Annotated in this window: 15 protein-coding genes, 2 tRNA genes, 3 rRNA genes and 1 other RNA gene; 1 reads left to right on the top strand and 20 read right to left on the bottom strand. The window is 52.1% G+C overall.

All coding sequences use genetic code 11. The annotated features are described in order from the left end of the window. Positions 1–26: 26 nt before the first annotated feature. From ACG2XO_RS05555 to ACG2XO_RS05545, 3 genes are all read right to left on the bottom strand, one after another. Positions 27–293, bottom strand: coding sequence for an oxidative damage protection protein (locus tag ACG2XO_RS05555; RefSeq protein WP_410499823.1), 267 nt, complete (start codon positions 291–293; stop codon positions 27–29). A 170-nt stretch (positions 294–463) separates the two neighbouring features. Then, positions 464–1555 (bottom strand): redox-regulated ATPase YchF, encoded by a 1092-nt coding sequence (ychF, locus tag ACG2XO_RS05550; RefSeq protein WP_410499822.1) that lies wholly within the window; start codon positions 1553–1555, stop codon positions 464–466. A 139-nt stretch (positions 1556–1694) separates the two neighbouring features. Continuing rightward, positions 1695–2306 carry a YecA family protein gene (locus tag ACG2XO_RS05545; protein WP_410499821.1) on the bottom strand — a complete coding sequence of 204 codons (612 nt, stop codon included), beginning with the start codon at positions 2304–2306 and terminating at the stop codon, positions 1695–1697. A 303-nt stretch (positions 2307–2609) separates the two neighbouring features. Here ACG2XO_RS05545 and aas point away from each other — a divergent pair, with 303 nt between their 5' ends. Continuing rightward, on the top strand, positions 2610–4751 hold the full coding sequence (gene aas, locus ACG2XO_RS05540) for a bifunctional acyl-ACP--phospholipid O-acyltransferase/long-chain-fatty-acid--ACP ligase (RefSeq protein WP_410499820.1): 2142 nt from the start codon (positions 2610–2612) through the stop codon (positions 4749–4751). A gap of 97 nt (positions 4752–4848) precedes the next feature. On the opposite strand, the gene glmU is transcribed toward aas, so the two are convergent. From glmU to ylqF, 17 genes are all read right to left on the bottom strand, one after another. Then, complete coding sequence (gene glmU / locus ACG2XO_RS05535) at positions 4849–6213, bottom strand: bifunctional UDP-N-acetylglucosamine diphosphorylase/glucosamine-1-phosphate N-acetyltransferase GlmU (RefSeq protein ID WP_410499819.1); 1365 nt, start codon at positions 6211–6213, stop codon at positions 4849–4851. Positions 6214–6425: 212 nt separating this feature from the next. Continuing rightward, positions 6426–6539: ribosomal RNA gene (gene rrf, locus ACG2XO_RS05530) — 5S ribosomal RNA — on the bottom strand. A gap of 168 nt (positions 6540–6707) precedes the next feature. Next, a 23S ribosomal RNA gene (locus ACG2XO_RS05525) occupies positions 6708–9594 on the bottom strand. A 347-nt stretch (positions 9595–9941) separates the two neighbouring features. Next, positions 9942–10017, bottom strand: a tRNA-Ala gene (locus ACG2XO_RS05520). 38 nt (positions 10018–10055) lie between these two features. After that, positions 10056–10132 (bottom strand) — tRNA-Ile (locus tag ACG2XO_RS05515). Positions 10133–10237: 105 nt separating this feature from the next. Beyond that, positions 10238–11771: ribosomal RNA gene (locus ACG2XO_RS05510) — 16S ribosomal RNA — on the bottom strand. Together the 16S, 23S and 5S rRNA genes with 2 tRNA genes alongside form the textbook arrangement of a ribosomal RNA operon. A gap of 390 nt (positions 11772–12161) precedes the next feature. Then, positions 12162–13001, bottom strand: coding sequence for a carboxylating nicotinate-nucleotide diphosphorylase (gene nadC / locus ACG2XO_RS05505; RefSeq protein WP_410499818.1), 840 nt, complete (start codon positions 12999–13001; stop codon positions 12162–12164). Then, positions 12998–14377: a phosphomannomutase/phosphoglucomutase gene (locus ACG2XO_RS05500; protein ID WP_410499817.1), complete on the bottom strand. Its 1380-nt coding sequence runs from the start codon at positions 14375–14377 to the stop codon at positions 12998–13000. Before ACG2XO_RS05500 ends, nadC begins: the two co-directional genes overlap by 4 nt. Then, the gene (locus ACG2XO_RS05495) at positions 14378–15415 is read right to left on the bottom strand and encodes a YheT family hydrolase (protein WP_410499816.1); all 1038 of its coding nucleotides are present in this window, start codon (positions 15413–15415) and stop codon (positions 14378–14380) included. Positions 15416–15482: 67 nt separating this feature from the next. Beyond that, positions 15483–17177, bottom strand: a complete 1695-nt coding sequence (ptsG, locus tag ACG2XO_RS05490; RefSeq protein WP_410499815.1) for a PTS glucose transporter subunit IIBC — start codon at positions 17175–17177, stop codon at positions 15483–15485. 456 nt (positions 17178–17633) lie between these two features. Further along, positions 17634–17969 (bottom strand): hypothetical protein, encoded by a 336-nt coding sequence (locus tag ACG2XO_RS05485; protein ID WP_410499814.1) that lies wholly within the window; start codon positions 17967–17969, stop codon positions 17634–17636. A gap of 12 nt (positions 17970–17981) precedes the next feature. After that, positions 17982–20519 carry a phosphoenolpyruvate--protein phosphotransferase gene (gene ptsP / locus ACG2XO_RS05480; RefSeq protein ID WP_410499813.1) on the bottom strand — a complete coding sequence of 846 codons (2538 nt, stop codon included), beginning with the start codon at positions 20517–20519 and terminating at the stop codon, positions 17982–17984. 241 nt (positions 20520–20760) lie between these two features. Next, complete coding sequence (locus tag ACG2XO_RS05475) at positions 20761–21375, bottom strand: 5-formyltetrahydrofolate cyclo-ligase (protein WP_410499812.1); 615 nt, start codon at positions 21373–21375, stop codon at positions 20761–20763. A 6-nt stretch (positions 21376–21381) separates the two neighbouring features. After that, a non-coding RNA gene (gene ssrS, locus ACG2XO_RS05470) (6S RNA) lies at positions 21382–21579 on the bottom strand. An 18-nt stretch (positions 21580–21597) separates the two neighbouring features. Beyond that, positions 21598–21909, bottom strand: a complete 312-nt coding sequence (locus tag ACG2XO_RS05465; protein ID WP_410499811.1) for a cell division protein ZapA — start codon at positions 21907–21909, stop codon at positions 21598–21600. Continuing rightward, on the bottom strand, positions 21902–22105 hold the full coding sequence (locus ACG2XO_RS05460) for a hypothetical protein (RefSeq protein WP_410499810.1): 204 nt from the start codon (positions 22103–22105) through the stop codon (positions 21902–21904). The genes ACG2XO_RS05465 and ACG2XO_RS05460 overlap by 8 nt, the downstream gene beginning before the upstream one ends. A gap of 159 nt (positions 22106–22264) precedes the next feature. Then, a complete protein-coding gene (gene ylqF / locus ACG2XO_RS05455; RefSeq protein ID WP_410499809.1) occupies positions 22265–23173 on the bottom strand; it encodes a ribosome biogenesis GTPase YlqF in 909 nt (302 codons plus the stop codon). Positions 23174–23378: the final 205 nt, after the last annotated feature.

The raw sequence follows: 23378 nt of genomic DNA, 5'->3' as shown, positions 1-23378 counted from the left end.
ATTATGCGGCCTGAATCATTACAACATTATTGCGGAACAAAACCCTGAATCATGTCAGCGCCGGCACCCCAGAAATAATTTTCCATTTGTTGCTGCAGGTATTTACGCGCACTCGGATCGGCCAGGCTCAGACGGTTTTCATTAATCAGCATGGTCTGGTGTTTCACCCAGGCTTGCCATGCTTCTTTGGATACGTTGTCGTAGATTTTCTTGCCCAACTCGCCCGGAACCGGCGGAAAATCCAGACCTTCGGCCTCACGACCCAATTTGACACACACAACAGTACGGCTCATGGTTCAACCCTCGATAATTCGGCGATTCAATCAGTTGATTATACCCGAATGCCCTGCGTGTACCGGCCAAAACCGGTTATCCGCTGTCAGCAAAAAACATACCGCCAGATGCAGAGCAATCAACAACCATCAGATCGAATACAAACAACCCGACTTATAAATATTTACACTTAGACGTTAAACAGGAAATTGAGCACGTCGCCGTCTTTCACGACGTATTCCTTGCCCTCGGCGCGCATCTTGCCGGCTTCTTTGGCGCCTTGTTCACCCTTGTACTGGATGAAATCGTCAAATGCGATGGTCTGCGCGCGGATAAAGCCGCGTTCGAAGTCGGTGTGAATCACGCCGGCGGCTTGTGGTGCAGTATCGCCTTTGTGAATGGTCCACGCGCGTACTTCTTTTACGCCTGCGGTGAAGTAGGTTTGCAGGCCAAGCAGGTCGTAACCGGCGCGGATCAGGCGATCCAGACCTGGCTCTTCCTGACCAATCGACTCCAGAAACTCAGCTTTGTCAGCGTCATCGAGCTCGGCGATTTCCGATTCAATCGCAGCACACACCGCAACGACTGGCGCGCCTTCAGCTTTGGCGTGGGCGGTCACTTTATCGAGCAGCGGGTTGTTGTCAAAGCCGTCTTCAGCGACGTTGGCAACGTACATCGCTGGTTTGATCGTCAGCAAGCACAGCGATTTAATCGCCAGTTTTTCTTCGTCAGACAGCCCAGCCGAACGTGCTGGTTTGCCTTCGTTCAGATGCGGCAGCAGTTTTTCCAGAACCGCCACTGTGGCCAAAGCTTCTTTATCGCCCGAACGCGCTTTCTTGCCATCACGCTGGATGGCTTTTTCTACGGTAGTCATGTCCGCCAAAGCCAGCTCGGTGCCGATGACGATAATGTCGTCAATCGGGTCTACGCGGCCAGCAACGTGAATGATGTTGTCATTTTCAAAGCAGCGCACCACATTCACAATCGCGTCGGTTTCGCGGATATTGGCCAGAAACTGATTACCCAGGCCCTCGCCTTTCGAAGCGCCCGCGACCAGACCGGCAATATCGACAAACTCGACAATCGCAGGCTGGATTTTTTGCGGGTTGATAATCGCCGCGAGCTGGCCAAGGCGAGGATCGGGCACTTCAACGATGCCGACATTGGGCTCGATGGTACAAAACGGATAGTTGGACGCTTCGATCCCAGCTTTGGTCAAAGCGTTAAATAGTGTGGATTTACCCACATTCGGCAAGCCGACGATGCCGCACTTGAGGCTCATAAATATCCTTGCACGGCGAGACATCGCCGTTATTCAAAAACAAAGCGCTATTTTACCCGATAGGGGCAAGGCGCGCAGTCAATAAAAAACCCCATCAGAACAGCATGCTGTGATGGGGTTTTGCAATCCAAGTAATGGATCAATGCAGTCGGTGCTTGCCCGACTCGCTGATTTGCCGGTTACGGAAAAAGTCGCGGATTTCGAGGACGATTTCCGGCAGCTGTTCGGCAATTTCATTGTCGTGCTGAACCAGATTGATGCCTTCGCGCTGCATGTCGGCGCGCATTTCGTCGTCCGAGCCGCTCATGATCGCCATAAACATAAACTGGCCTTCTTCTTCCTCGAGCAAAGGTTGCCATTCTTCTTCGGCCAGACCCGCGCCAAAACAGAAGCCCAGACTCCATTCTTCGATGCTTGAATGTTGCTGGCTGTCGTCTTCCCAGTACAGCAAGGGCTCGTAAACCGGCGGCTCTTGCGCCAGCTCGTCGGCGATCTGATTGTAAAGTCGCATCACCAGATCAATCATCGCGTCGGCTTCAGGCTGGGCGAACATCACCGCTTCGGGCTTGTCCCAGATTTGCCCCAGCCATTCGGTTGGCATCACTTGCGCCGGACCGATCAGAATGGCTGTCAGGTAGCCGTGCAGCATTGACAGCGACATGGCGTCTTTTCCCACCGCGTCGGAGTACAAAAACTGATCGAGCTGATCAAGCTCTTCGTCAGTCAGCGCCTGGTCCAGCATTTTTGCCATGATGTATTTACCTGAAAAGCAGATTAGAATTGGCTTGCGGCAATATACCCCAAATATGTATGGGTGCTCGCCTGATTACTCAACATTATACCTTTACCGCCTAGCGATGTTGGCATTTGTTTTGCAGTTGCACATTTTGATTTGCGCGACGAATCAAGACATTACTCGCTTGAATGGAATTTCTTTTCGGGCAAGACATAGACGAAAAATCTGTCTTTAAGCTGACATCAAGCAGGTTAAAAATACATGCCTTGGGTTTATTGCTAAGATTCAAGCTTATTTGTCCGTCAGCGTTTAGCCACCATGCTCAAAACCTTGTTTCGCAACACCATGAAAACCTTGTTCCGGGTCTGTTTTCGCCTGACGATCAAGGGTGATTTCAGCGTGTTTCATAACCCGCGCACGCTGATTGTCGCCAATCACGAATCATTTCTCGACGGCATTTTCCTCGCCGCCTACCTGCCGATCGACGCGACTTTTGTTGTTCATACTTCGGTGGCCAAACACTGGTTTTTCCGGATTTTCTTGAGCCTGGGCGATTATCTGGCGGTCGACCCGACCAATCCGCTGGCGATCAAGGCCGTGGTTCGCTTGCTCGAAGCGGGTAAGCCGGTGGTGATTTTCCCTGAAGGGCGCATTACGACGACCGGCTCGCTGATGAAGGTGTATGACGGTGCCGCATTCGCCGCAGCGCGCACCGGCGCGATGATTGTTCCGGTTCGGATTTCTGGCGCGGCACGAACCTTTTTCAGTCGTTTGGGCGGTATTTACCCGCGCACGCTGTTTCCGAAAATCAGCCTGCAAGTGCTGGGACGACGCCATATCGCGATGCCCGACCTCCCCTCCGCCAAAGCGCGCCGCCGCAAAGCCGGGCAATTGATGCGCGAAATTCTGCTTGAAATGCTCGTCGCCACCCGCCCGGAGCGGACATTATTTCAGGCTTATCTCGACGCACAACAGGCTTTTGGCCGCAGCTTCGGGCTGGTCGAAGATATTTCGCAAAACGAAGAAAACTATGGCAGCCTGACGAAAAAAATCCTCGGCTTGTCGTGCATTGTTGACCGGATTTCGACACCGCATGAAGCACTCGGTATTTTGCTGCCCAATACCACCCCGACCCTAGCACTGCTGCTGGCAATGAGCGCCAGAGCACGTATACCCGCGATGCTCAATTACAGCGCGGGTCGCGAAGGCATACTGGCGGCCTGTATCGCTGCCAATATCAAAACCATCGTCAGCTCGCGCGCCTTTATCGCCAAGGGCAAGCTTGAAGCACTGGTCGATCAGCTACCCGGCATTGACGTGTTGTATCTGGAAGACCTGCGTGGCCTGATCGGGCCGGGCGACAAACTGCGCGTGCTGTGCGGAATGGCATGGCCGGGCAGTTTTGCCATCAAGCAATCACCCGATGACGCCGCGGCCATCCTGTTCACCTCGGGCTCGGAAGGCAAACCCAAAGGCGTCGTCCACAGCCACAATGGCCTGCTTGCCAATGTCGCGCAAATCCGCGCGCTGGCCGACTTCACGCCGCGCGATAAATTTATGGTCGCCTTGCCACTGTTCCACTCGTTCGGGTTGACGGCCTGCGCGCTGCTGCCACTCGTTACCGGCGTTCCGGTGTTTCTCTACCCCAGCCCGCTGCATTACCGAATCATTCCGGAGATTGTTTACGACCGCGGTTGCAGCGTGCTGTTTGGCACCAGCACTTTCCTCGGCAATTACGCCAAATACGCTCACCCTTATGATTTTGGCCAACTGCGCTACGTTGTCGCCGGTGCGGAAAAACTCAATGAAAACGTCCGCAAGGCGTATATCGAGCAATTCGGCATCCGGATTCTGGAAGGCTACGGCGTGACCGAATGCGCGCCAGTCGTCGCGGTGAATGTGCCGATGGCCAACCGCAAGGGTACTGTCGGACAGCTCGTTCCCGGTATGCGCCACAAGCTGATACCCATTCCGGGTATCGATGAGGGCGGCCAGTTGCTCGTCAGCGGGCCAAATGTAATGAAAGGGTATCTGCGCTATGAAAACCCCGGTCAGCTGGATACGCTGCCCACCGAGGACGGCATCGCCTGGTATGACACCGGTGATATTGTAACGATTGATGCCGATGGTTATATCTGCATCCAGGGTCGCGCCAAACGCTTTGCCAAAATCGCCGGTGAAATGATCTCGCTCGAAGTTGTCGAAGCCATTGCACGCAAAGCGTCACCCGAGATGCAACACGCCGCCAGCGCGCGCGCCGACGAGGCCAAGGGTGAGGCGCTGGTTCTGTTCACGACGCAAACCGATTTGAGCCGCGATGCGCTGCTCGCCGCAGCGCGTGAACTCGGTGCGCCCGAACTCGCCGTCCCGCGCGATCTGCGCATCGTCAGCGCGATTCCGCTGCTGGGGACGGGCAAAACCGATTATGTGACGCTGAAGAACTGGGCTGTTGCGAGTTAAGTTTTAGTCCATTCAAACAAAAAGGCCGCTTTACGCGGCCTTTTTAATAGGTATATGCCAGCAAGCAATATTAATAAAAGCCCACAGCCATATACCCCTATTTTTTAACTGGCCGCTGCCAGCCTGCAATCGTCATCTGCTTCGCCCGCGCAACGGTCAATTGCCCTGCTGGCGCATCCTTGCTGATCACCGAACCCGCGCCGGTCGTTGCGCCTTCACCAATCGTCAGCGGCGCAACCAGTACATTGTTCGAGCCGATCCGCACATTATCCTCAATTACGGTGCGGAATTTGTTCACGCCGTCGTAATTGGCGGTAATCGTTCCCGCGCCGACGTTCACACCCGCCCCCATCGTCGTATCGCCGATATAAGTCAGGTGATTAACCTTGCTACCCTGGGCGATTGTCGATTTTTTCACTTCAACGAAGTTGCCGATATGCACCTCAGCCGCCAGCTCGGCACCGGGGCGCAGGCGCGCGTACGGACCAATCAGGCTGCCCGCGCCGATCACGGCGTCTTCCAGATGGCAGAAGGGATGAATCACTGCACCATCAGCAATCGTGACGTTTTTCAGGTAGCAATTCGCGCCAATGCTGACGCCTTGACCCAGCGTTACCGTGCCTTCAAACACGCAATTGACGTCGATGCTGACGTCCTGACCGTGTTCGATCTTGCCACGCACATCGATCCGCGCCGGGTCAGCAAGCCCCACACCCGCGGTGAGCAGTGAACGGGCGATTTCCAGTTGATGAATGCGTTCCAGCGCAGCCAATTGCAGTTTGTTGTTGATGCCTTCGGCTTCCCAGTGATCCTGCGGATGTACCGTCGCAATCTCGACGCCATCGCGTACGGCGAGCGCGATCAGATCGGTCGCATAGTATTCGCCTTGGGCATTGTCATTTTTCAGCTCGGACAGCCAGCCCTTCAGACGCGCAGTCGGCAAAACCAGAATGCCGGTATTCATTTCACGAATTGCGGCTTCAGCGGCTGTGCAGTCTTTCTGCTCGACGATGTGCGTCACCTGACCCGCCGCATTGCGAACAATCCGGCCATAGCCGGTCGCATCGTCGAGAATGTCAGTCAGAATACCAAGCTTGCCGCCATCACATACAGCGAGCAGTTTTTGCAGCGTCGCCAGCCGCGTTAATGGCACATCGCCGTACAGCATCAGCGCTGTGTCGCCATTCAATTGCGGGACGGCTTGCGCCAGAGCATGGCCTGTGCCGAGCTGCTCTACTTGCAGGGCAAAGCCGAGATTCTGACCTGAGAGCGCATCTTGCAGCTTTTCGCCACCAAAGCCGTAAACGACAACGAGTTGATGTGGATTCAAGCCATGAGCAGTATCGATCACATGCTGAACCAGTGGTTTACCAGCCAGCTTGTGCAACACCTTGGGCAGGGAAGAATACATTCGCGTGCCTTTACCGGCGGCGAGAATCACCACATCGAGTACCGAGCTCATTGCTTAAATCCATGCAATCAAAAGTAGCGCTATTCTAACCGCAAGCGCATGGCAGCACAGCAAGGAAAAGACTGTAGTCGCATTTTCTTTATCAGCGGCAAATATGGGTATAGCTACGCAGAGCATGGCCAGCCTAGCCCACAAGGCAATACCCTCTTTCTCTCGCCCAGCAAAAAGCCCAGCTCGGTTGAGCTGGGCTTTTCTTTTAGGGAGTCTGGCAATGTCCTACTTTCACACGGGCAATCCGCACTATCATCGGCGCTGAGGCGTTTCACTGTCCTGTTCGGGATGGGAAGGAGTGGGACCACCTCGCTATGGTCACCAGACAAAACTGGGTGAGTTGACTGCTTAGGTTTTTACCTTTGCAACCACTCGAAATCAATAGAAGAAGTAATCTTTCATCAGCTCGCTTTCACTCGCCGGTTCATCTCTTTATTCAACAATTCGCAATCGGGTCGATTGCACCTTCATCGCAACAACGCGTCTCAGGTTATAGGATCAAGCCTCACGGGCTATTAGTATCGGTTAGCTTAACGTATTACTACGCTTCCACACCCGACCTATCAACGTCCTGGTCTCGAACGATCCTTTAGAGGTCTTAAAGACCTAGGGAAGTCTCATCTTGAGGCTAGTTTCGCGCTTAGATGCTTTCAGCGCTTATCTATTCCCGACTTAGCTACCCGGCAATGCCACTGGCGTGACAACCGGTACACCAGAGGTCAGTCCACTCCGGTCCTCTCGTACTAGGAGCAGCCCCCCTCAAACTTCCAACGCCCACTGCAGATAGGGACCAAACTGTCTCACGACGTTTTGAACCCAGCTCACGTACCACTTTAAATGGCGAACAGCCATACCCTTGGGACCGGCTACAGCCCCAGGATGTGATGAGCCGACATCGAGGTGCCAAACTCCGCCGTCGATGTGAACTCTTGGGCGGAATCAGCCTGTTATCCCCGGAGTACCTTTTATCCGTTGAGCGATGGCCCTTCCATTCAGAACCACCGGATCACTATGTCCTGCTTTCGCACCTGCTCGACTTGTCGGTCTCGCAGTTAAGCCGCCTTTTGCCATTACACTATCAGTACGATGTCCGACCGTACCTAGGCGACCTTCGAGCTCCTCCGTTACAATTTGGGAGGAGACCGCCCCAGTCAAACTGCCTACCATGCACGGTCCCCGATCCGGATAACGGACCAAGGTTAGAACCTCAAAGGGGTCAGGGTGGTATTTCAAGGACGGCTCCACTGAAACTAGCGTTCCAGCTTCAAAGCCTCCCACCTATCCTACACAAACCACTTCAAAGTCCAATGCAAAGCTACAGTAAAGGTTCACGGGGTCTTTCCGTCTAGCAGCGGGGAGATTGCATCTTCACAAACACTTCAACTTCGCTGAGTCTCGGGAGGAGACAGTAGGGCCATCGTTACGCCATTCGTGCGGGTCGGAACTTACCCGACAAGGAATTTCGCTACCTTAGGACCGTTATAGTTACGGCCGCCGTTTACTGGGACTTCAATCAAGAGCTTGCACCCCATCATTTAATCTTCCAGCACCGGGCAGGCGTCACACCGTATACATCCACTTTCGTGTTAGCACAGTGCTGTGTTTTTGATAAACAGTCGCAGCCCTCATTTCTCTGCGGCCTCATTGGGCTCCAGTTGTACACCTTCACCTACTAGAGGCACACCTTCTCCCGAAGTTACGGTGTCAATTTGCCGAGTTCCTTCTCCCGAGTTCTCTCAAGCACCTTAGAATACTCTTCCTACCCACCTGTGTCGGTTTGCGGTACGGTTCGATATTAGCTGAAGCTTAGTGGCTTTTCTTGGAAGCAGGGTATCGCTCACTTCGTCGACAAGTCGACTCGTCATCACGCCTCAGCGTTAAAGTAGCCCGGATTTGCCTAAGCTACACGCCTACACGCTTAAACCAACTCTTCCAACCGTTGGCTGAGGTAACCTTCTCCGTCCCCACATCGCACTAATACCAAGTACAGGAATATTAACCTGTTTCCCATCGACTACGCATTTCTGCCTCGCCTTAGGGGCCGACTCACCCTGCGCCGATGAACGTTGCGCAGGAAACCTGGGGTTTTCGGTGAGGGGGCTTTTCACCCCCTTTATCGCTACTCATGTCAGCATTCGCACTTCTGATACCTCCAGCATCCTTCTCAAGACACCTTCACAGGCTTACAGAACGCTCCTCTACCATATGTACATCGTACATATCCGCGTCTTCGGTTATCAATTTGAGCCCCGTTACATCTTCCGCGCAGGACGACTCGACCAGTGAGCTATTACGCTTTCTTTAAATGATGGCTGCTTCTAAGCCAACATCCTGGCTGTCTGTGCCTTCCCACCTCGTTTTCCACTTAATTGATCATTTGGGACCTTAGACGGCGGTCTGGGTTGTTTCCCTCTTGTCCCAGGACGTTAGCACCCCAGGACTGTCTCCCATGCTCGCACTTGACGGTATTCAGAGTTTGCCATGGTTTGGTAAGTCGCGATGACCCCCTAGCCATAACAGTGCTTTACCCCCGTCAGTGATACATGAGGCACTACCTAAATAGTTTTCGAGGAGAACCAGCTATTTCCAAGTTTGTTTAGCCTTTCACCCCTAGCCACAGCTCATCCCCTAACTTTGCAACGTTAGTGGGTTCGGACCTCCAGTGCGTGTTACCGCACCTTCATCCTGGCCATGGCTAGATCACTTGGTTTCGGGTCTACGCCCAGCAACTGTGCGCCCTATTCGGACTCGGTTTCCCTACGCCTCCCCTATTTGGTTAAGCTTGCTACTGAACGTAAGTCGCTGACCCATTATACAAAAGGTACGCAGTCACCCAACTTGTGGGCTCCCACTGTTTGTATGCATCCGGTTTCAGGTTCTATTTCACTCCCCTCCCGGGGTTCTTTTCGCCTTTCCCTCACGGTACTGGTTCACTATCGGTCGATGATGAGTATTTAGCCTTGGAGGATGGTCCCCCCATCTTCAAACAGGATTTCTCGTGTCCCGCCCTACTTCTCGTACGCTTAGTACCACCCAATGCTTTTCATATACGGGGCTATCACCCACTATGGCGGCACTTTCCATTGCCTTCTATTAAGCTTTGAGTTATCACGTACAGGCTCTTCCCATTTCGCTCGCCACTACTTTGGGAATCTCGGTTGATTTCTTTTCCTGCGGTTACTTAGATGTTTCAGTTCACCGCGTTCGCTCTACATCACCTATGTATTCAGTGATGAGTGACCCAAAAGGGCCGGGTTTCCCCATTCGGAAATCGTGGGATCAAAGCGCTTTGCCAGCTCCCCCACGCTTATCGCAGGCTATCACGTCCTTCGTCGCCTATCATCGCCAAGGCATCCACCAGATGCACTTATTCGCTTGATCCTATAACCTCAAACACGTTTTACCGTACTCTTGGTCAGAGTTTCGTATTTACGACTTGTTGTAGGGTTTCTCAGGTCCTACAACGGCTGATCTTTCGATCAGCAGATACAATCAACCCAATTTATTACTGTAAAAACAAGTTACCCTGTTTTCACATTGTTTAATTAGGAGATATTACTTCTTCTATTTTGTTAAAGAACGATACAGTCACACATTCCTGTGTGGGTCTGATTTAAGAAACCAGAACAAAATCACCAGACCGAATCATTATTTCTGATTCGTCTACTGACTGAATTCTGAACTCTTGTTTGCTGCGCCACCGCTTGCACAGTGCTCGCCGCAAGGCGTGGTGGAGGATGACGGGATCGAACCGACGACCCCCTGCTTGCAAAGCAGGTGCTCTCCCAACTGAGCTAATCCCCCAATCTGGCATGACTAAGCTGTTTCCATTGACTCGTCAATGGTGGGTCAGATAGGAATCGAACCTATGACCCCCGCGTTATCAACACGGTGCTCTAACCGACTGAGCTACTGACCCAGCTTCCAACTCAACAACTTCTTTCATTTATGAATGAAGTCGTCTCTGTATCTTCAAATTTACAGCCGATGAGTGTGAGTCCTTGACCCGCAGGTCTTGCTCTTGAAAGGAGGTGATCCAGCCGCAGGTTCCCCTACGGCTACCTTGTTACGACTTCACCCCAGTCATGAATCCCACCGTGGTAAGCGGCCTCCTTGCGGTTAGCCTACCTACTTCTGGTGAAACCCACTCCCATGGTGTGACGGGCGGTGTGTACAAGGCCCGGGAACGTATTCACCGCGACATGCTGATCCGCGATTACTAGCGATTCCGACTTCATGCACTCGAGTTGCAGAGTGCAATCCGGACTACGATCGGTTTTGTGAGATTGGCACCCCCTCGCGGGTTAGCGACCCTCTGTACCGACCATTGTATGACGTGTGAAGCCCTGGTCATAAGGGCCATGAGGACTTGACGTCATCCCCACCTTCCTCCGGTTTGTCACCGGCAGTCCCATTAAAGTGCCCAACTGAATGCTGGCAACTAATGGCAAGGGTTGCGCTCGTTGCGGGACTTAACCCAACATCTCACGACACGAGCTGACGACAGCCATGCAGCACCTGTGTTACGGCTCCCGAAGGCACTCCTCGATCTCTCAAGGATTCCGTACATGTCAAGACCAGGTAAGGTTTTTCGCGTTGCATCGAATTAATCCACATCATCCACCGCTTGTGCGGGCCCCCGTCAATTCCTTTGAGTTTTAGTCTTGCGACCGTACTCCCCAGGCGGTCAACTTCACGCGTTAGCTGCGTTACTAAGCTCCGAAAAGCCCAACAACTAGTTGACATCGTTTAGGGCGTGGACTACCAGGGTATCTAATCCTGTTTGCTCCCCACGCTTTCGTGCATGAGTGTCAGTATCAGCCCAGGGGGTTGCCTTCGCCATCGGTGTTCCTCCACATCTCTACGCATTTCACTGCTACACGTGGAATTCCACCCCCCTCTGCCGTACTCTAGTTAGCCAGTTCGCAATGCAATTCCCAAGTTGAGCTCGGGGATTTCACATCGCGCTTAACAAACCACCTGCGCACGCTTTACGCCCAGTAATTCCGATTAACGCTTGGACCCTACGTATTACCGCGGCTGCTGGCACGTAGTTAGCCGGTCCTTATTCTTCTGGTACTCTCATCCCCGGTGGGTATTAGCCACAAGGATTTGCTCCCAGACAAAAGCGCTTTACAACCCGAAGGCCTTCTTCACGCACGCGGCATTGCTGGATCAGGCTTGCGCCCATTGTCCAAGATTCCCCACTGCTGCCTCCCGTAGGAGTCTGGACCGTGTCTCAGTTCCAGTGTGGCGGATCGTCCTCTAAGACCCGCTACTGATCGTCGCCTTGGTGAGCCTTTACCTCACCAACTAGCTAATCAGCCATCGGCCGCTCCAATAACAAGAGGTCTTGCGATCCCCCTCTTTCCCCCGTAGGGCGTATGCGGTATTAGCTATCCTTTCGGATAGTTATCCCCCATTACTGGGTACGTTCCGATGTATTACTCACCCGTTCGCCACTCGCCACCAGACCGAAGTCCGTGCTGCCGTTCGACTTGCATGTGTAAAGCATGCCGCCAGCGTTCAATCTGAGCCAGGATCAAACTCTTTCGTTTAATCGCTATGCTATGTTTACTACTTGGCTTGTACTTCAATACTCAAAGAAACTGCGAGATAAACTCTAAAGAGTTCGTCTTTCAATTTTCTTTTCAATTGAGTGCAAGCACTTGATTTGACTTACGAATCAAGGGCTCACACTCATCGGCTGTAGATTGTTAAAGATCGGGCTGAACAACCAAGAAACACACTTCGTTTCGTTGCGTCATCAGCAGAGAGGCCGAACTATACCAACCGGACCGGAACCCGTCAACTGCTATCGAGCAAGAAAATGCCACAAAGGCGTTAAGTCACTGAAAACAAAAAGAACCTATAAAACGCATCGCAGCAGGCTAAAGGCTGAAAAGCACAAAGCCCGCTGACGCGGGCTTTGTGGATCATGGCTTAGCTCAGCTAAATCGCATCGATAAATCGATGGCCTGGATGTCTTTGGTGAGTTTACCGACTGAAATCCGGTCAACGCCGGTTTCGGCAATCGCACGAATGGTCGTTAGATCTACGCCACCCGATGCTTCCAATATGGCTTTACCTTGCGCCATTTCAACCGCACGGCGCATATCAACCAAACTCATATTATCTAACAGCACTGACACAGCGCCGCCAGCGAGTGCTTGCGCGAGTTCGTCCAGATTTTCGACTTCAATCTGGATCGTGACATGTTTGGGCGCAAGTGCTTGCGCTGCGGCGAGTGCGTTCGCGATGCTGCCTGCGGCTAGGATGTGATTCTCTTTGATTAAAATGCCGTCGTATAAAGCCATACGTTGATTGGCACCGCCACCGACGGTCACGGCGTATTTTTGTGCGCGGCGCAGGCCGGGAATGGTTTTGCGCGTGTCGTGAACGACGGCATTGGTGCCAACGACAACGTCGGCGTAACGACGAGTTTCAGTCGCGACGGCAGATAAAGTCTGGATGAAATTCAGTATGCTACGCTCGGCTGTTAATAAAGGGCGGGCATTGCCCTGCAGAACGCACAACACTTGATCCGCAGCCACATACTCCCCCTCAGTAATTTTCCAGTCGATTTGAATGCTAGCGTCGACTTGGCGGATAACTTCATTCGCCCACGGCAGGCCACAAATCACGGCGGCTTCTCGGACGATGATTTGCGCCTGCGCGGTGTTCGTTGCGGGAATGAGCTGAGCGGTCCAGTCACATTCGCCGATGTCTTCGGCAAGCGCTGCGGCGACGTTGGCGGCAATCAGGTGGTGCGGAGGAAGCTGGGTCATTGATTCAAACTGTATTGAGGAAAAGGAAGCGGCGCGATGGCCGCGGCGAGTTCTTGTTCGATGCGATGCAGCGCGGACGCGTCATCGGCTTCGATACGTAATGTGAGTACCGGCGTCGTATTCGACGCGCGAATCAGGCCAAAACCGTCGGCGTATTCTATTCGCAAGCCGTCAATGAAGCTAATGCTGCTTGCGGTGGGAAATTGTGCCTTGGCTGCGATGTCTTTGACCAGCAAATGCCCGGCTCCGGTCAGCGCAATTTGCAATTCGGGCGTGCTCAGACATATTGGCAATTTGGCCAGCAGGGCATCGAGTTCAAGCCCGTCAGCAATCGAACAGAGCAATCTGGCGCCTGCGTACAAGGCATCATCAACGCCCCAGCCGGCAAAAGCGAAATGCCCCGACAACTCCCCCGCCAGCAGCGCTTTACTTTGCTTGAGTTTGCGTTTCATATGCGAATGGCCGGTTGGAATCGCTTCCGATGTGCCGCCCAATTGCCTAACCCACTGCGCGACGGCGCGGCTCGATTTCACATCGTAGAGCACATGGCCGGATTGCTGCGCCAAGACGATGCTGGCGAAAATCATCAACAGCCGATCACCCGGAATAATCTGCCCGCTGCGCGTGACGACGCCAAGGCGATCACCGTCGCCGTCAAAAGCGATGCCGATATCAGCGTTCAATTCGGCGACTTTGGCACGCAGCTCGCGCAAATTTTCAGCGACTTGCGGGTCGGGATGATGATTGGGGAAATGACCGTCGACGTCGCAATACAACTCGATCACTTCACAACCCAGTTCGCGAAATAATCTCGGCGCGACAGCACCAGCAATCCCGTTGCCGCAATCAATCACGACTTTGATCCGTCGACTGATGTCATTAGCCAGCCCGATGGCCTGTTTTAATTGCCGCAAATAATCAGCGTGAACATCGATATGCTGCACCACGCCACCAGTGGCCAGCGGTAAATCATCAGCCTCGATTTGTTCGCGCAATTGCTGCAGTGCAGCGCCATCGATGGTTTCGCCACCCAGCACCAGCTTGATGCCATTGTATTCGGGCGGATTATGACTACCGGTAATCATCACCCCAGACGCGTCCGCATGATGTTTTGCAGCGAAGTATAGCAATGGAGTGCTAGCTAGACCTAGCTTGCAGACAGATACCCCTGCCTCAAGCAATCCGTGCTCGGTAGCCTGCATCAATTCAGGCGTCGATAAACGGCCATCTCCTGCCAGCGCAATCGTTTTGATATGGCGCGCCCTAGCTTGTGCGCCAACGGCACGACCTACCCAGTAAGCCACTTCACTGCTCAACAATGAAACCGGGCCGCGCACATCATAAGCTTTAAAAATTTCAGCAGGCACGCGATTCATTTATTTCACCAGCGGCGTGTGATATTGAAAAAATTTCAGCAAGGTATCCGGCAGCCAGTTCAAACGGCCCGGCGGCCAGCCGGAAACAAAACCGACATGCCCACCGTTGCGGGGTTGAATCAGTTGCACATGTTCCGAAACATCATTTTCACCCGGCAAACTATGCGCAGGAACAAAGGGATCGTCCAGCGCATTGATCATCAAAGTCGGCACGGCAATTTGTTTGAGCACGCTTTTGCTGCTTGCACGGCTCCAGTAATCTTCGACGCCAAAAAAGCCATGCAATGGTGCAGTCACCAGATCATCAAACTCGCGCAAGGTGCGTACTTTTTTGACTTGCTGCCAATCAATAAACGGATTTTCGGAAAATTTGAGCTTATATTGGGCTTTTTTACGCATCGTTCCCAGAAAGCCGCGCGTATACAGATGACGGTTCAGCCCCGAATCAAGTTGATTGCCGCATGCGGCCAGATCCATGGGGGCAGAAACCGCAGCAGCGGCATAAAGGATCTTGCCAGCCTGTTCGCCCTGCTCACCCAGCCATTTCAGCAAAGCATTACCGCCGAGCGAATAACCGACGGCAAACAAGGGAATATTGGGAAATTGTTTTTTCAGTCGTCGCAAGATCCAGTCAATTTCGGCTGAATCACCGGCATGGTAACTGCGCGGCAAGCGATTGGGCACATTGCCACAAGTCCGAAAATGCGGGACAACACCGCGCCAGCCTTGCCGATACGCCTGAGAAAAAAGCGACAACACGTAGTGACTATGCGAACTCCCCTCCAGACCGTGAAACAGCACAATCAAGGGTGTGCCTGCGCGTCCTCCAGTCCAGTCGACGCCAATGGCATCCAGATCGGGGGTCGTCCAGTGTTCGCGCTGGTATTTGATCGGTCGCTGCCAGAGCAAGGTCGCAGCGTAAATGGTCTGGGCATGACCACCAGGCAGCCAGCTTGCCGGGCGATAACTAGGAAGTTTTAAGTGTTTTTCACGTGCCATAGACAAAGTTTGGCTGAAAGCCGCGAGACTATCCAGCAAAATTTGCCACCAATAGACAGCAAAAAGCCCATCCTAGGGATGGGCTCAGTTCAAGCAGCAGGATTGATTAAAGTAATAAATTAGCCAACTGCTCGGCACGATCACCGACAATCAGGTGAACCACACCATCGTTCAATGGCACAACCGCTTCGATGCCCTGTGCTTTGAGCGCATCAAGATCGAGCAGTTTAGGATCAACCAGCTCAACCCGAATTCGCGTCACTGCGGTAGGCAAAGCACTACGGATATTGGCTTTACCGCCCAGCGCCGCTTGCAAGGCCAAATTCGACGAAGCCTCTGGCATTGCCTGAGTCGCGCCAGACTTCATATATTCCGACATGGCAGTTTTCAGATTTTCCGAACGGGTGCCGAAAATAGCCTGCATATTGTTACCAACCTGCATAACTCCAGTAGCGCCCAATGATTTAAGTTTTGCCTGGTTGACTTTGGCCACATCGGCAACAGAAACGCGCAAGCGAGTGATACATGCATCAAGCGAAGCGATATTGCTTGCACCACCAAAAGCCAGAACCAGATCATGCGCCATGCCACCACTGCTGGCAGTCGCTACCGTCGCCGTTTCAGCGCTGTCATCTTCACGACCCGGCGTTTTCAGATTCCATTTGGTAATGACAAAGCGGAATATGCTGTAATAGATCGCGGCATAAATCGGCCCGACGATCAGCACATACCACCAGTTTTTCGCATACACACCGAAGGCATTGAAAATCAGGAAATCGATCCCGCCTTGCGAGAAGGTAAAGCCCATGTGCATATTCAATGTGCTTGCCACAAACTGACCAGATGCGGCCAAAAACGCATGGATCACATACAGTACAGGCGCAACAAACATAAACGCGAATTCGATCGGTTCGGTAATCCCGGTCAGAAATGAAGTCAGCGCAGCCGACACCATCATTCCGCCAACGGCGACTTTTTTCTCGGGTTTGGCGGTATGCCAGATGGCAAATGCGGCAGCAGGCAAACCAAACATTTTGAAGAAGAAAGCACCCGACAAGATACCGGCCGTAGGATCACCGGCAAAGAAACGCGCGATATCGCCATGAACCACTTTGCCTGCAGCATCGGTAAACGAGCCGATTTCAAAGAAAAACGGTACGTTCCAGATGTGGTGCAGACCGAATGGAATCAACATCCGTTCAACAAAACCGTACACGGTCGCCGCGCTACGCGGGTCAGAATGCGCAGCCCATTGCGAGAAGTTGTTAATTCCACCCTGAATTGTTGGCCAGATCAAAGACATGAGCACACCAACAAAAATCGCCGCAATGCCGGTCACAATCGGAACAAAACGCTTGCCGGCAAAAAACCCGAGATAAGACGGCAATTCGATCCGGTAATATTTATTAAACAGCGTTGCTGCAACACCACCGATGATAATCCCGCCAAAGACGCCGGTTTCCATCGATTTCATTCCCATGACCGTAGCAGGTTCAACGCCCATGACTGGCGCCATTACCCCCATCGTTGCCAGCAACACGACAAAACCTACTGTCGCTGCGATAGCGGCTACACCATCATTTTCGGTCAGACCCAAAGCAACGCCGATGGCGAAAATCAGTGGCAAATGTCCAAAAATAGCACCGCCACCTGCTTCCATCAAATCCGAAACAATGGCTGGAATAAATGAAAAATTCGAAGCACCAATCCCGAGTAATAAACCCGCCACCGGCAATACCGCCACCGGCAACATCAGCGCCTTGCCAATTTTTTGCAATGTTGAAAATGCATTTTTAAACATCGACTTTCTCCTAAGTGTCTAGCAGCCTGTCAGGCTTTCGACTGTTCTGCTGCGGAAAAGCCGGATTTGGTCATATTTCATCGCATTTCCTTGTTACACAAGGGTTATTCGCCCCGAAAATGCGTGAAATCTGTCTCAAACCGGACTCTCCCTCGCTACGAACTCGAAAGTCCAAGAGGCTGCCGCCGAGCCAAATGGCCAACTTTAAAACCTGAATAATCTGGAATTAATTATTCGTGGGTATAGAGGCGAGAGCAATACATTAAAAAGCCTACATTGAAATACCAGTACGGGGTATTTATTGATCCAGATCAAAAAAAAAACCGACCCACCAAAAGACGGGTCGGTCGGCAGACGAGATCGACAAAGCGATTGAAGCACTGCAACAGTCCTTGTACTCAGGTTTCACAATCGCGCTTCAGCAATACCATCGACCGACCATCCGTGTCATCCTGCTCAAACCGCCTGAGGTCCAACAATCAAGTGAAATACCTGCGCATTGATCGGTACAACCGCCTGCACACCCGACTGGGTCAAAGCGGCTTCATCCAAGCAATTACCATCTTGCAGGCTGACCCGAACCCGGGTTGCTGCGATGGCTTGTGCCTGTTGCACATTTTTTTCACCGCCCAGAGCTGCAAGCCATGCTTCCTTCAAAACGGAAAGCGGTTCTACATTCATCTGCGGCGCAACAGGCGTTTTGCTGCGGACAGTATCAGCTGTTTTGCGCTGCAACTGCATGGCAACAACACCGACAAGCAAACCCAGTAAAAAACTGATTATCAACGCCATAGAGGCAACTCCTTAATCAAGCAATTGAGACAAACGGGAACGGACTTCAGCCACTGTCCCCAATGGCAGAACTTCTGCTGCCAGCTTCTGGCATTCGGCCTTATCCAGAGTACGGATCAATGCCTTGATGGCCGGAATTGCGGGTACGCTGACCGACAGTTCATCAACACCCATACCCAGTAATAACGGAACAGCCATCGGATCCGAGGCGATGCCGCCGCATACCCCCACCCATTTGCCATGTTTATGTGCGCCTTGCACCGTCATATTGATCAGATTCAATACGCCGGGGTGCAATGCATCAGCCTGTTTGGCCAGTTTTGGATGACCGCGATCCATCGCGAGCGTGTATTGCGTCAGATCATTGGTACCGATCGAGAAAAAATCCACTTCGCGGGCAAACTGCTCGGCCAATACCGCAGTCGCCGGAACTTCGACCATGATCCCGACCTGAACGTCCTCGGTAATCCCTAAAGCCGCTTTTTCTTCTGCAACAACGCGTTTGACTTCGCGCACCTCTTCCAGACTGGTAATCATCGGAAACATGATGGCCAGTTTGGAGAATGGCGCAGAACGCAATACAGAACGAACTTGCGTATGCAAAATTTCCGGTTCGGCCAGACACAAACGCACCCCGCGCACCCCCAGGAAAGGATTTTCTTCGGCGGGCATTGGCAAATATGGCAATGGCTTGTCACCGCCAACGTCCAGCGTACGAACGACGAAGGTTTTGTCATTGCCCAGTGCTTTGGCAATATCGCTGTAAATCTGGCTTTGCTCTTCCTCGGTCGGTGCATCGGTACGCTCAAGGTACAGGAACTCGCTGCGCAACAGACCGACCCCTTCGCTCCCCAATTTAACGCCCTGCTGGGCATCAGCCAGACCACCAATATTGGCAACCACCTCAACATGTGTGCCATCTTTGGTGACGGCAGGTTCGAACGCGGCGGCCAGTTCAGCTTCACGTTTGCTCGCTTGCGCGGCTTGTTTTTCACGAATCGCAGCAACTTCGGCTTCGGATGGATTTTTGCGCAAAGTACCGCGTGTCCCATCCAGAATCACCGGCATCCCGTTGCTCAATTGCATTACATCTTCGTCAATACCACAGATTGCCGGGATATTGAGCGAGCGCGCCAGAATCGCCACATGACTGGTCGCGCCACCGCCGGTGGTACAGAAACCCAGTACGCGAGTCCGATCAAGGCTGGCGGTATCAGAAGGCGTGAGTTCCTGTGCGATCAGGATTGAATTTTCCGGAACGACCATCGCCGCTTCGGCAACGCCGGTAATCAGCCGCAAGACACGACGACCCACGTCGCGAATATCGTTAGCTCGGCCGGCGAGCACTTCATTTTTCAGTGCAGCCAGTTTATCGGCGTAGGTGTTAAACGCAATTTTCCAGGCGAACGCAGCGCTTTTATTTTTACCGATATGGGCAATCGCAATTGCCAGCAGATCCGGATCTTCCAGCAACTCCTGATGCGCAGCGAAAATTTCGGCTTTGCTGGCGTCTGAAATTTCGGCTTTCAGATTTTCCAGTTGCTGATGTGCATCTTTCAACGCCGCATCCAGTCGACGTTTTTCAACGTGCTGGTCTTCGCCCTGCTCACACACTGAAATTTCTTCCTGTTTCAGGTGGAAGACATTGCCTACTGCCAGACCGGGAGAGGCAGAAACACCGCTCAATACATTCGGATCACTCGATTTGGGTTGTGGCGTTGCAGTCTTGATATTGAGCGGGGCCGGTTTTTGTTTTGGTACCGCGCCCCCCACGTCTTCGCCGCAACCACTTTGAATCAGCGTGGCCAATTCTTTGACTGCCGTTGCCGCATCGGCACCAGCGGCTCGAACGCGAATTTCGTCATTGTGCTGAACTTCCAGCCCCATGATTGCAACAATGGACTTGGCATTAGCATCTGCACCGGCACGCACCAAGCGGATATCCGATTGATATGTTTTGGCAGCATTGGCCAATACGGCAGCCGGGCGGGCATGCAGACCGGTGGGATTGGGGACTTTGATCGGATCGGAATAGGCTTCACCGCTTGGCGTTGCCGCATCGGCAACAGCAGCAAGGCCTGCAGCCAGTTGCAAAGTCAATGCCGTATTCACCCCGGCCACGACCAGACCGGTCGCAGGGAGAAATTGACCCACCTGATCACTGTTGGTAATCACGATCTGCGTCAGCAAGGAAACCGCTTTTTGCGCCACCATGTCCATATCGAATTCGATCAAAGGCTGACCAACATCGACAATATCGCCTTCTTTGACTTTGGCAATAAAACCATGGCCTTTGAGCATCACCGTATCTAGACCAATATGCATCAATACTTCAATGCCGTTTGCGGCAGTAATAGTCACAGCATGTTTGGCCGAATGCAGCTGCGTTACTTTCCCGGTGACCGGCGCGAGCAGAACATTGCTAGTAGGATCAATTGAAATACCATCGCCAACCATTTTTTGAGCAAAAACCGGATCGGGTACTTTTTCCAAGGCCACCATGACCCCGGACAAAGGCGCTTTAATTTCCATTTGAGCATCAGTCGACATAACTTACCCCGTAATTTTTACGAAATCTAATCAAGGTGCAGGAAATCATTTCGCGCCAAGATAAGGTGTTTAATTTATTTACAAATCAATTAGCAATTAATTGAAACAGCTTTTTTTATTCTGCAATATTTTCGCCGAATACAACTTGTTTTTGATCATATTTCAGGCAAGTTCTACTTTGGCAATCGAAATTGCATTCATCATAGCCAAGTTTCGGACTGCTGTAGCTGCGGGATAGCCTTTATACTTTCAACCGTAACGCTGATATATAAACGCTTTCAGTCTGTATCGCATCCAGATGCAAATCCCAAGACTCGGCAGGCAGATGATCGACTTGCTGAACGGCAAAAGCCAAACCGATTAGCTTGGGTTTTTGCCATTGGCGGCGTTGGCGACGAAAAGCGAAGGTCGTATCGTAATATCCGCCACCCTGACCCAGGCGCGCCAACTTCGCATCAAAACCCAGCAAAGGCATAAACACAGTATCGAGCGCCCTCGGCGGGCAATGCTCAGCGTGATCAGGAACAGGAATATTGAATTTGCCCATTTGCCAACGTGAATGCGCGTTAAGCCGAACAAATTTTAAATGGCGGCCAAAGCGGGGAACTTGCGGTAAATACACTGCGCAACCCCGATGCAATGCGGTCAAAATCAATGGCCAGGCAGGAAACTCTCCGCCGACTGGCACATAGACTGCGATTTTTTTACCCCGGCGCAGTCGACGCAAAATGGGAATTGATCTGGTCACTTCCCAGGCTGCAGCTTGTCGCTGTTGCGGATCGATTGCCGCACGAGCCCGACGCAGTTGGCGACGTAGCTCAGATTTACTAAGGGGGGTTACTTGGAATGCTTGCATGGAGAGGGGCTTCCCGCGAATGCCGTTTCGACTCGCATCTTGAACCCAATGGTTCAAGTCGTTACCAGGTCGATGCCATCAGGTGCATTCGGAAACTGTCGAAACAGAGTGAATGCTCACAACAGGCGTCGGGAGACCCGGCAAACATGCTATACAGCTTATCGGTTCAAAGAATCTGAGCCGTCACGAACACCGCAGGAAAGCAAAGGTGAGATCGACGCTTTAAAACAGCTCAGGCTGCTCGTTTAACACCGCATCAATCGTTGAATTCATGTTGCCGATTCTACGCTGAAACGAAGCGATGTCAATTCCGCCCTCGACCTTGGTTTGCAGGAATTCATGCGTCATATTGAGCGCAGCCATAATCGCAATTTTTTCCAGACCGATGACTTTGCCATGATTGCGGATGTCATTCATCCGCCCATCGAGCAACTGAACCGCTTGCAGCAAAGTCGCTTCTTCGTTTTCCGGACAGGCAACCCGAAATTCACGCCCCATGATGGAAACATCCAACTGCTTGATGACCTCACTCATGCATATCCTCCGGCAATTTAGCCAAAATAGTGCTAACGCGCTCTTTGGCACCCGCCAATTTTGTCGTCAGCCGCTGATTTTCCTGAGTCGCAAGCAGTAAATCCTGACGAAGAGTACGGTTTTCATCGCGCAACTGGCGGCAAAGATCGGCCAGTTGTTTGACTTTGTACTCCAGATTCCCCAACTCGGTATCCATATCATCATCCAATCTTAAAAATCACTACCGCAATATTAAGTCAATTTTCACAAAATACGTGATACAAGCAAGCAGCTCGCTTTATATCCTACATACATCGAAGGGTATATGCCGCTATCGCTTATTTAAAGATATTTAGCAGGCCATACCCAATGTATTTTAAGCTTCATCAGCAAGATGACTGTCTTCTGGTGGAACATCTTCACCTGAACCTAAATCGACGCCGATAAAGTCATCCGGCGTTTCCAACGTCATCCGCCCGATCGCCTTGGTTCGATAGTCGGTAATAATCAAATCAGCGGTTTTCTGTTCATCAATTACACCGCCACTCATCACTGCGCCGCGTTTGCGACCGATTAGCTGAAACAGCTCTTCAACTTCGCCATTGAGATCAGGCAATTTATAGCGCTTCATCAGCTCGGCAGGGTAACGCGCCTTCAAAGCTTCAATCGCAAAATAAGCCACTTCAACTTCATCGTATGCATTGCGGCCAATCGAGCCGCCCAGCGCCAAGCGGAAACCCGATGGTTCATGCTCGACTTTCGGCCACATTAAACCGGGCGTATCGTACAAAATCACCCCACCCAGCGTTTCTATCCTTTGCTGCGATTTGGTTACGCCCGGCGTATCAGCCACTTTGGCCACTTTGCGCTGCGCCAGTGTATTGAGTAGTGTCGACTTGCCGACGTTGGGAATACCCATGATCATCGCGCGCAATGGTTTTTCAACCCCGGTACGGAACGGCGCCAGTTTCAGGCACAGTTGCGGGATTTTCTTCAAAGCTTCGGCTTTATTATCTTCGCCCAACAGCATCGCTTCGGTACCCGGCTGGGAACGAAACCATTCGAGCCAGATTTTATTGAGCGCAGGATCAGCCAAGTCAGCCTTGTTCAAAATCTTCAGCGCCGGACGTTGCCGATGCAAACGCAATTTTTCAATCATCGGATTACTGCTCGACAAAGGCATGCGGGCATCAACAATCTCGATCACAACATCGACTTTGGCCAAAGTTTCGGCCACTTTCTTGCGAGCCACATGCATATGTCCCGGAAACCACTGAATCGCCATCATGCACTCCCAAGAAAAAGCGCGATTATACGCTGCAGGCAAGACTGTTCATATCAACATTCGCAGTAGCAGACGCAGTATAAAACGACTGCTTATGCACAAAACAATAAAAAATCAATGACTTGTCATGTGGAAAAAACTCAGTCGCCTTGTGGATAAATAAGGCTACTCAGCAATGACTAAAACTCTCACCAAATTACCCACA

The organism is Chitinibacter sp. S2-10, from assembly GCF_046530675.1.
Taxonomy (GTDB): Bacteria; Pseudomonadota; Gammaproteobacteria; order Burkholderiales; family Chitinibacteraceae; genus Chitinibacter.
This window is presented reverse-complemented; position numbering and strand designations above follow the sequence as displayed.

Coding starts and splice junctions, on each gene's coding strand:
- ptsP (WP_410499813.1), bottom strand. CDS start 20,519: ATGTCGACTGATGCTCAAATGGAAATTAAAGCGCCTTTGTCCGGGGTC.
- ACG2XO_RS05500 (WP_410499817.1), bottom strand. CDS start 14,377: ATGAATCGCGTGCCTGCTGAAATTTTTAAAGCTTATGATGTGCGCGGC.
- glmU (WP_410499819.1), bottom strand. CDS start 6,213: ATGAGCTCGGTACTCGATGTGGTGATTCTCGCCGCCGGTAAAGGCACG.
- aas (WP_410499820.1), top strand. CDS start 2,610: ATGCTCAAAACCTTGTTTCGCAACACCATGAAAACCTTGTTCCGGGTC.
- ACG2XO_RS05465 (WP_410499811.1), bottom strand. CDS start 21,909: ATGAGTGAGGTCATCAAGCAGTTGGATGTTTCCATCATGGGGCGTGAA.
- ACG2XO_RS05460 (WP_410499810.1), bottom strand. CDS start 22,105: ATGGATACCGAGTTGGGGAATCTGGAGTACAAAGTCAAACAACTGGCC.
- ACG2XO_RS05555 (WP_410499823.1), bottom strand. CDS start 293: ATGAGCCGTACTGTTGTGTGTGTCAAATTGGGTCGTGAGGCCGAAGGT.
- ylqF (WP_410499809.1), bottom strand. CDS start 23,173: ATGGCGATTCAGTGGTTTCCGGGACATATGCATGTGGCTCGCAAGAAA.
- ACG2XO_RS05545 (WP_410499821.1), bottom strand. CDS start 2,306: ATGGCAAAAATGCTGGACCAGGCGCTGACTGACGAAGAGCTTGATCAG.
- ychF (WP_410499822.1), bottom strand. CDS start 1,555: ATGAGCCTCAAGTGCGGCATCGTCGGCTTGCCGAATGTGGGTAAATCC.
- ACG2XO_RS05485 (WP_410499814.1), bottom strand. CDS start 17,969: ATGGCGTTGATAATCAGTTTTTTACTGGGTTTGCTTGTCGGTGTTGTT.
- ptsG (WP_410499815.1), bottom strand. CDS start 17,177: ATGTTTAAAAATGCATTTTCAACATTGCAAAAAATTGGCAAGGCGCTG.
- ACG2XO_RS05475 (WP_410499812.1), bottom strand. CDS start 21,375: ATGCAAGCATTCCAAGTAACCCCCCTTAGTAAATCTGAGCTACGTCGC.
- nadC (WP_410499818.1), bottom strand. CDS start 13,001: ATGACCCAGCTTCCTCCGCACCACCTGATTGCCGCCAACGTCGCCGCA.